Annotated in this window: 8 protein-coding genes; 3 read left to right on the forward strand and 5 right to left on the reverse strand. The window is 36.4% G+C overall.

What is annotated here, in order from left to right:
- Positions 1 to 371 precede the first annotated feature (371 nt).
- The 3 genes from OZD66_RS00975 to OZD66_RS00985 all read left to right on the forward strand — a co-directional run bounded on the left by OZD66_RS00975 (position 372) and on the right by OZD66_RS00985 (position 3,892).
- The gene (locus OZD66_RS00975) at positions 372 to 971 is read left to right on the forward strand and encodes a peroxiredoxin (protein WP_012673206.1); all 600 of its coding nucleotides are present in this window, start codon (positions 372 to 374) and stop codon (positions 969 to 971) included.
- Positions 958 to 1,896, forward strand: a complete 939-nt coding sequence (gene trxB, locus OZD66_RS00980) for a thioredoxin-disulfide reductase (protein WP_182367023.1) — start codon at positions 958 to 960, stop codon at positions 1,894 to 1,896. Before OZD66_RS00975 ends, trxB begins: the two co-directional genes overlap by 14 nt.
- A gap of 232 nt (positions 1,897 to 2,128) precedes the next feature.
- Complete coding sequence (locus OZD66_RS00985) at positions 2,129 to 3,892, forward strand: ankyrin repeat domain-containing protein (RefSeq protein ID WP_259348520.1); 1,764 nt, start codon at positions 2,129 to 2,131, stop codon at positions 3,890 to 3,892.
- Here OZD66_RS00985 and OZD66_RS00990 read toward each other — a convergent pair.
- The 5 genes from OZD66_RS00990 to OZD66_RS01010 form a co-directional block, all read right to left on the reverse strand.
- The gene (locus OZD66_RS00990) at positions 3,889 to 4,809 is read right to left on the reverse strand and encodes a tyrosine recombinase XerC (RefSeq protein WP_182367021.1); all 921 of its coding nucleotides are present in this window, start codon (positions 4,807 to 4,809) and stop codon (positions 3,889 to 3,891) included. The genes OZD66_RS00985 and OZD66_RS00990 overlap by 4 nt on opposite strands.
- Positions 4,810 to 4,811: 2 nt before the next feature.
- Positions 4,812 to 6,182: a dihydrolipoyl dehydrogenase gene (gene lpdA / locus OZD66_RS00995; protein WP_182367018.1), complete on the reverse strand. Its 1,371-nt coding sequence runs from the start codon at positions 6,180 to 6,182 to the stop codon at positions 4,812 to 4,814.
- Positions 6,175 to 7,284: an outer membrane protein assembly factor BamB family protein gene (locus OZD66_RS01000; RefSeq protein ID WP_182367016.1), complete on the reverse strand. Its 1,110-nt coding sequence runs from the start codon at positions 7,282 to 7,284 to the stop codon at positions 6,175 to 6,177. Before OZD66_RS01000 ends, lpdA begins: the two co-directional genes overlap by 8 nt.
- 148 nt (positions 7,285 to 7,432) lie before the next feature.
- Positions 7,433 to 7,681 carry a hypothetical protein gene (locus OZD66_RS01005; RefSeq protein ID WP_275021946.1) on the reverse strand — a complete coding sequence of 83 codons (249 nt, stop codon included), beginning with the start codon at positions 7,679 to 7,681 and terminating at the stop codon, positions 7,433 to 7,435.
- A 15-nt stretch (positions 7,682 to 7,696) separates the two neighbouring features.
- Positions 7,697 to 8,473 (reverse strand): IS630 family transposase gene (locus OZD66_RS01010; RefSeq protein ID WP_275021947.1). Its coding sequence is split into 2 segments (ribosomal slippage), with 778 coding nucleotides annotated over them: positions 7,697 to 8,232 and positions 8,232 to 8,473; the frame shifts between segments, so codons are not numbered across the junction. This gene is flagged as partial in the annotation.

Genomic DNA, 8,473 nt, shown 5'->3' on the forward strand with positions numbered 1-8,473 from the left:
ACTGAATCGCGGTTATTAAACGTTTAGAATAAAAAAACGCCATACTTGAAAGTATAATGTAAGTAATTAGCCAACCACGGGGCTTCTTTTTCCTTTTTTTCGTTTGGTAAATTTTTTAACATTTATAGCTAAACGACAACCGTCATCCCGCTACTTGTGAGCGGCTGAGATACCGTGGCGGTATGACGGTTCGCGGTGGCATGACGTAGAATTTTATACTCACCAACTCAGTATTCCAACCTGGATTGTATCTTATCGGTAAAAAAGAAGAGCTATTTTAGGAAGTTTTTATAGGACTAAAACCAAAGAAAACTTGCATATAAGTTTATCAAGATGTAGAATTGAAGTTATTTTAAAAGAATAGGTTAATTATGAATCTTGTAACAAAATCTGCTATCGATTTTACTGCTTCATCTGTTCTCTCTGACGGAGAAATTGTTGATGATTTCTGTCTGAGTAAGCGCATAAAAAATAAGTATGCTGTCCTTTTTTTCTATCCACTTGATTTTACTTTTGTTTGCCCAACTGAATTGATATCGCTCAATAATAGAATAAATGAGTTTGCAAAGCGTGGTGTTGAAGTGATAGGAATAAGTGTAGATTCAAAATTTTCACATTATAAATGGCGAAACACTCCAGTTAATGATGGTGGTATTGGAGAGATTAGCTACACTTTAGTGTCTGATATCAAAAAGTCTATATCAAGAGACTATGGGGTCTTATATGATGACTCAATTGCGCTGAGAGCAACTTTCGTTATTGATGATAAATTTATTGTACGTCATCAATCGATAAATGATTTGCCTTTAGGGCGTAATATCGATGAATTCGTTAGAATCGTTGATGCAATTAAACATAATGAGGAGCATGGTGAAGTATGTCCAGCAGGGTGGAAGAAAGGTAAGCCAGCAATGCAGGCAAGCGATGAAGGAGTAGCTGATTATCTAAACTCATACAGTGAAGAATTATAAATTTAGTACAAAAGTTCTTATTGTTGGATCTGGGGCAGCGGGTTATGCTGCCGCTATATATGCAGCACGTGCAAACTTAGAGCCGATTGTAATAACGGGAATGCAGCCTGGTGGTCAGCTTACAATTACTACAGATGTTGAAAACTATCCTGGTTTTGTTTCAATACAGGGTCCAGAACTAATGGAGCAAATGAGGTTGCATGCAGAAAAGGTTGGAGCAAAAATAATAGATGATGAGATAAAAAGCGTTGAACAACTTGAGGATTTTAATGAGTATAGATTTAGATCTTCTGGTAATACTAATGACTACTATTCAGATGCAATTATCACTGCATCCGGTGCGCAAGCAAAATGGCTTGGTTTGGAGAGTGAAAAGGAATTTCAAGGTTACGGAGTTTCAGCTTGTGCAACTTGTGATGGTGCATTTTTTAGGAATAAAGTTGTAGCTGTGGTTGGTGGTGGAAACACTGCTGTTGAAGAGGCGATATTTTTAACTCGATTTGCCAAAGAAGTGATATTAATACACAGGCGTGATAAATTGAGAGCGGAAAAAGTAATGCAAGATAGGCTCTTTAAAAATGATAAAATAAAAGTAATGTGGAACCATACCGTAGAGCAGATTCTTGGAGAAGAAAATCCGAAAAAGGTTACTGGTATTATAGTTAAATCAACGGAAGCTCAAGAATTAAAAGTGGATGGAGTGTTTATTGCAATCGGACACGCACCAAATACGGGTATTTTTAAAGGCTTTGTTGAAATGGATGAGCAGGGGTACATCATTACAAAACCTGGAACAACTTTAACTAGTAGGGCAGGAGTGTTTGCTGCAGGTGATGTTCAAGATAAGGTATATCGTCAGGCAGTAGTTGCAGCAGGAACAGGATGCATGGCTGCGCTTGATGCAGAAAAGTTTTTGGAGTCGTAATTAATTAACTCAGAATTAGGATTTTATAGCTAAAGTGACTTAAGTTTACCGATAATTTTAAAAACAAAAATTCGTCATTCCGCTACTTGTTAGCGGAATCTATGCTGAGATACCGCGAATAAATCGCGGTATGACGTAGGAAAACCTTTCTTGGGTTAGCTATAGATAAATCGCTTGCAATTTTCCTTTTCTTTTACATAATTATATTAGTAAATTATTAGGTAGGTTTAATATGCTTTATGGAGAGAGTAGGACAAATACTAATGGTTACAGATATCAGAGAACTCTAGATGCACCGACACAAAAGTTATTTAAAGCTATTGATGATGAAAACCTAGAAGCTTTTAAACAAGCTTTGGAAGGAGATGCGGATGTTAATGCGTTTGATGAAGAAGGCATGACACCTTTGATGTCTATTGCTAGAGCTTGTGATGTCACTTATGGTAGACAACCCATGTTAGAAAAAATGGCTAAATTGCTTATACAAAATAGCAGTATCGATATTAACGCTCGAAGTAGGGAATATGTTTATGAGGAAAGGCAAAAGAAAGACAGCCAAGGTCATGTAGTTTTTCAATACCTTGGAAAAGAAATAGTACGTGATGGTTTTTCGGGTTCCAAGCGCTTTACACTAAGAAATGGACGGGGATCAATAAACGCTAGTAAATTCAAGTACATTGATAGTAATGAAATAGTAACGAAAGATGATAATGAACCTATATGGTTTACTACTGATCATTTTGTAGGATATCATGAAGAAAATATTGGTTTCAAGGTTTTGACAGAAAGCTATGACGGTGTAAAGGAGGAGGTAAGGACACCCTTAATACAAAAAAATACAGCCCTACATATTGCTTGCCAAGTTGGAGCTAGAGATATGGTAAAAATATTGCTCACGCACCCAAGTGCAAGCACTAATGTCAGAAATTATAAATATGAAAGCCCTGAAAATTGTATTGAAAGAGGTTCCGGAGATGTAATAAAATTGGAGTTTAAAAAAGCACAGGAAGGAAAAGAATTATTAGATGCTCTTTCTAGCGGAAATATTTACCAAGCGAAAAGACTATTAAATCAAGAGCTTAACCCTAATTGCTGGAGAAGAACCCAAGATGGAAGAATAAAAACACCACTTAGCTTAATTATTCGATTATGTTTACGAACGATAACAGAAGATGAAAAAGAAGTATTGACAAAACTTTTAAAACATAAAGACCTAGATTTTAGTTACGAGCAGTATGCACAATTAAAGCAAACAATTGAACAAGCTATTCAGAGCCGATTAACTGATACTATTAATAGAAAAGATTTAGATGATGTGAAAAAATTAGTAGAAGATAATTGTTTTATAAATCGTGCAGTTGTTACTGCTGCATTGGGGGGTGTTGATAATCCAGTTAACTCTATTAAAGATTATTTAAATGAAAAATTTCTTGCAAATACGAATAATATACCAGAAGATTTTGAGAAGTTTTTACAAGGGCTTGAAAGAACAAAAGCTCAACTTGTAGAGAAAGAGCAAGAGCTAACGAATAAAACTGGCAAAATTTCACAATTAGAAAAAGATTTAGTACAAGTAAGGCAGGAAAAATCGGCTCAACAAAGTGAATTGATTGAATTTAAAAGAATTGTGTGTGGAAGAGCAAGCGACACTGTCGAAATTTCACGATTAAAAAGAGATTTGAAACAAGTAAGGGAAGAAAGAGATAGGCTTTCATCAGAAAATAGACTGCTCCGTAGTAATAAAAACGAAAAATCCTCGCAAGCAATTTCTTCTGGTAGAAAACTAAGCAACTACGCTTCTGCATGTTTTATATTGCTTGGAGTATATACTGTTGTTGCATGTTTAGTAATAGAAGATTATCCAGGGATAATAAGTGCTTTCTTTACAGCAGTTGCACTGGCTTTTTTTTTATTAGGATGTTGTAGTTTATATAAAGCAAACACAATACTTAGTGATGTTGAAAGCACTCAGCTTGGTGGTTTAGAACGAAGTTAAAGTTTTGATTTCTTCTCCAGGCCCTGCTGAAAATTTTTGTACATGTTAAAAACATCTTGATAATTGAGGTGAGTGTAAATTTGAGTAGTTTCCAGGCTTGAATGGCCAAGCAGTTGTTGTATTGATCTTATGTCAATATCTTCCTGAAGCAAATGAGTAGCAAAACTATGGCGAAATGCATGTGGAGATAAAATTTCTGGTAAATTTAACATTCTCCTTATTTTTTGCAAACGATTGGCCACATAAGTTCTTCCCAATTTTTTTCCTCTTACTCCCACAAAAAGATGTTGTGCTTCATCAAGGTAAGGACAGGCTTTTACATATTCTTGTATACATTTTTTTACTACTGGGAGAATGAATACCTGCCTTTGTTTATCTCCCTTACCTGTTACTATTAAACTTTCATTGTTAATATCACTAACCCTAAGGTTCAACGCTTCACTGATTCTTAAGCCTGTACCATATAGCAGGACGATAATTGCAATTTCTCTTTTTATCACCCAAGGTTCGCCCAGGTCGGATAGTTTCATTTCTTTCAATAAAGTTTTTATATTAGGTATTGATAATGCTTTGGGCAGAGTTCTTCTCTGAATTGGCCTTGATAAGGAAAATACAGCTTCATTGTCTATATTGTGGTTGTTTTTTATGTACTTGAAGAAATTTCTGATTACTGAGAGTGCTCGAGTGTTGGATCTTGCGTTTACACCTCTTGCGTAACGAGAGGTAAGCCAACTTCTTAACTCAGGTACGCTCAATTTTTCCAAAGTGCCGACATTTACTTCTCCACCAATGTGAGTATTTAGGAAACTTATAAGATCCTTCAAGTCCCTCATGTATGACTCTAAAGTGTTTGGTGAATAAGATCTGTTGCACCTCAGCCACTCATACCATTTTTCAATGATTGAACCGAGGTCCACAATTATTTTTTAAAGAAAGCATCGATGCACGCATCACGGAAAGCTTCGTTTATATCAGGATGAGAGTGACAAATTCTGTATATATCCTCTGCTGCTGCGCCATATGCCATTGCAACCGCTGCTTCGTTGATTAGCGTATCAGCGTATGCTCCTATGATATGCACACCTAGTATTGTATCTGCTCTGCTACAAGTCAGCACTTTCACGAATCCTTCAGCATCATCAGTGATTTTTGCTCTGCCATTTGCAGCAAACTGACACTTACCCACTTTGTACTTATAGCCAGCATTTTTGAGTTCCTCTTCGGTTTTACCAATCGAAGAAACCGCAGGGTGAGTGTAAATGACAGATGGTATGATTCCATAATCAACGTGAGGTACTTGCCCAGCGATTATCTCTGCAACTGCTACCCCTTCTTCCTCTGCTTTATGAGCAAGCATTGCTCCACCGATCACATCACCAATAGCAAATATTCCTTTCACATTAGTTTCATATCTGTTGTTAACTTGAACGAAACCACGATTATCTTTTTCTATTTTTTCAAGACCCTCAGTGCATGGTTTGCGTCCTACTGCAACCAGCACCTTATCCACCTCTATAGTGTTTGTTTGATTATCTTTTACAGAGCAAACTTTCACACTCAAAGAATTACTACTTTGTTTTATCTCCTCAACTTTAGTGCTGAGTAAAAATTTTATTCCTTGTTTTTGTAGACTAGAAAGTAGAGACTTACTTAATTCTCCATCCATTGCTGCAGCGATTCTGTCAAAAAATTCTACTACAGTGACTTCAGACCCTAGCCTCCTCCATACAGAAGACATTTCAAGCCCTATTGCCCCGGCTCCGATTACGACAAGTTTTTTTGGTACTTCAGTTAAAGATAGTGCACCGGTGGAAGAAATAATGTCTTTCTCATCGATATTAATTCCTGGCAAAGAAATAACATCAGAACCGGTTGCAATTACTATATTTTTTGTCTTCAGCACCTTACCTTCAACTGAAACTTCAAGATTACCTTGGTCAAAAGAAGCAAGCCCATTGATTTTAGTGATTTTGTGAAGGTTAAACAGATATTCTATACCTTTTCCAAGTTCCTGAACTCTGGCGTCCTTATAGCCTAGCATTTCTTTTAAATCGAAACTTGCATCCTTAATTTTTATGCCAAACTTCGACAGATCATTTTTCGTGTGAGCATACTGATAGGAAGAATGGAGCAATGCTTTGGAGGGTATGCACCCAACCCGCAGGCACGTACCACCAAAAATGCTATTTTTATCTATGCAGGCAACTTTCAATCCAAGTTTTGCAGCAGCGACAGCACACTTATAGCCTCCTGGGCCACCACCTATAACAATCAAGTCATAATCAATCATGAAGAACAAACCTATTTTCTAAAGAATAAACACCTTTTCCCTCAGTTGTTACATATATTTTATCGTGAGTAAACACTGGAGTGTGAAACACATTACCAGGTACTTTGACTACCTTTCCTGCACTTTCAGATCCCGGAAAAGCAAACATTGAACCTTTATTGCTTGTCACCCACAGTGTATGGGCATGCATAATTGGAGCAAACAATTGCGTATTTTCTATTAAATCAGATGTCCAGACTGTTTCTCCATTTTTTATATCCAGGCCAATTATTTTATCGTCTTTAGTAACTATAAAAATTCTGCCGCCTTCTTTTTGTTTCTCTGCAGGAATAAGAGGACTATAATATGACTCAATGTCTGATACACTTTTTACTTGCAGTGACTTTGACCATAAAATATTTCCTGATTTCACGTCAATGCTATAAATATAAGAATTATTTGTAGCTATTAAAGTATCGCCAAGCACTCTCGGTGTAGTAGTTGCATCTGTGAGCTGTGTATCCAAAAGGTTTGTAGCCAATTTTTGGCTCCACAATTTTTTACCGTCTTCATTAAAAGCTATTAACTCACCATTTGAAAATGGTGCTATTATTTTATCATTAGAAGTTGCTGGCGATATGGAATACAAACCTCGAACCTCATTGATGCCGTTTTGATAAGTCCAAACGAAGCTGCCATCTTTTATATCAAACACGTACAGATAATTATCAATAGTCAATACTACCAATTTATTGTTTATTACTGCTGCTTTCCCTCTTACTGGAGCTCTCAATTCTTTTTCCCACTGAATCTCGCCGGTTTTTGCATCTATTGTGTGTAGAACGTTATCCACTATAAAGAAAACGTTTCCTCTGTGACGCAATAGGCTCATGTTACTAATTTTTTTTCTGTGTGAGAGGTGTAATTTCCAATTCATAGCCTTTGAGTTATCAATATCAAAGGAATATAAAGCGCTGTGCTTGTCTGATAAAATAACGCTATTTTCTGTAAGCACTGGAGCTACATATCCTTGAGATAGTTTTTTATCCACTAGACTTATTCTCTCGCTTGCCATTGTGTAACTGCTACACAATAACATTATCATGACAATTATTACTTTCATTATTTATTGAAAACAAGATTCATTAGTATACATCTTAAGAACCTTAATTACAACGGAAATGTTCTTGCTGCATGTTAAAAACGTTGATTTATGAACGAAATATTATATTATTATGTGAGATAATGTATACTCTTAGAGGTAGTACACCTCATCCACTATGCGGCAACGTGCATAGCTGTACGAACATTGAGATATAAAAGTAATTTATACCAAGAAGAAAGATGTCATCCAAATAGCCTCTTTTCCTGTCATCCCAGTGCTTGACACTGGGATGGCTCTGTTGCATCGCAACTGAAAAAATCTGGTGGCTACTGACAAAATTCATTATAAAATAGCCATTTAACCGCTTAAGGAAAAATATGCCACAAAAAATGAGAGTTAGTATAGCATTTCTCATAATAGTCCAAACAGGTCATAGGAAGGAAGAATCAACAGCACGACGAAAGGATTCGAATAGAGGAATGTTTTTCCTGGCTCTGTTTTTTATAGCAAACCAATGATGCTCAATTTTGTTGAAATCTGGAGAATAAGGCGGCAGATACAAAATTTCTGCATCAACCCCTTTAGCAAGCTCGATAATTTTATCAGACTTATGAAAAGTAGCATTGTCAAGAATGACAGCCTGTCCAGGTTCCAAGATCGGTGTCAAAAATTGCTCAAACCATCCATTAAAAACATCCATATTACAGCGGCCTTCAAAGGTTAACGGAACAACTATCTTTCTTCCACTTAAGGCTGCAACCATACTGATTCGTTGAGTTTTCTTTCCAGATTTTAGGCCATAAAACCGCTGTCCTTTCTGGCAATACCCATATGGATAGTCCTCTGTGTTATCAATGCCAGACTCATCTATATAAACTAAGTTTTCTGGTTCTTTTGTTGCTATAATTTTTAAGAATTCAGCACGTTTTTCTTCGTTTCTTTCCTTGTATCCATATGTCTTTTTTTGCGCGTAAATCCAATTTTTCTGAGAGCTCGGTGGATCGTTTGGATACTAACGTTGCCCCAAAGTTTAGCCATTTCCGACAGAGTCTTTCCTCCGTTTTCTCTGGCAAATTTAGCAAAGGCATCCCAGTCGGTAATTTTGTGATTGTAACCTCCATTTCCAAGTTTTTTTGATTGAAAGTCTCCTGTTTCTTTTCTTCTTTGCTGCCACTCCCATAAAGTAGTTCGTCCAATTTTAAATCTT

The sequence above is a fragment of the Wolbachia endosymbiont of Drosophila baimaii genome (assembly GCF_028982185.1).
Taxonomy (GTDB): domain Bacteria; phylum Pseudomonadota; class Alphaproteobacteria; order Rickettsiales; family Anaplasmataceae; genus Wolbachia; species Wolbachia pipientis.

Bases quoted from the DNA above. Each gene is read 5' to 3' on its own strand.
- OZD66_RS01005 (WP_275021946.1), bottom strand. From the start codon at position 7,681: ATGAGAAATGCTATACTAACTCTCATTTTTTGTGGCATATTTTTCCTT.
- lpdA (WP_182367018.1), bottom strand. From the start codon at position 6,182: ATGATTGATTATGACTTGATTGTTATAGGTGGTGGCCCAGGAGGCTAT.
- OZD66_RS01000 (WP_182367016.1), bottom strand. From the start codon at position 7,284: ATGAAAGTAATAATTGTCATGATAATGTTATTGTGTAGCAGTTACACA.
- OZD66_RS00985 (WP_259348520.1), top strand. From the start codon at position 2,129: ATGCTTTATGGAGAGAGTAGGACAAATACTAATGGTTACAGATATCAG.
- OZD66_RS00975 (WP_012673206.1), top strand. From the start codon at position 372: ATGAATCTTGTAACAAAATCTGCTATCGATTTTACTGCTTCATCTGTT.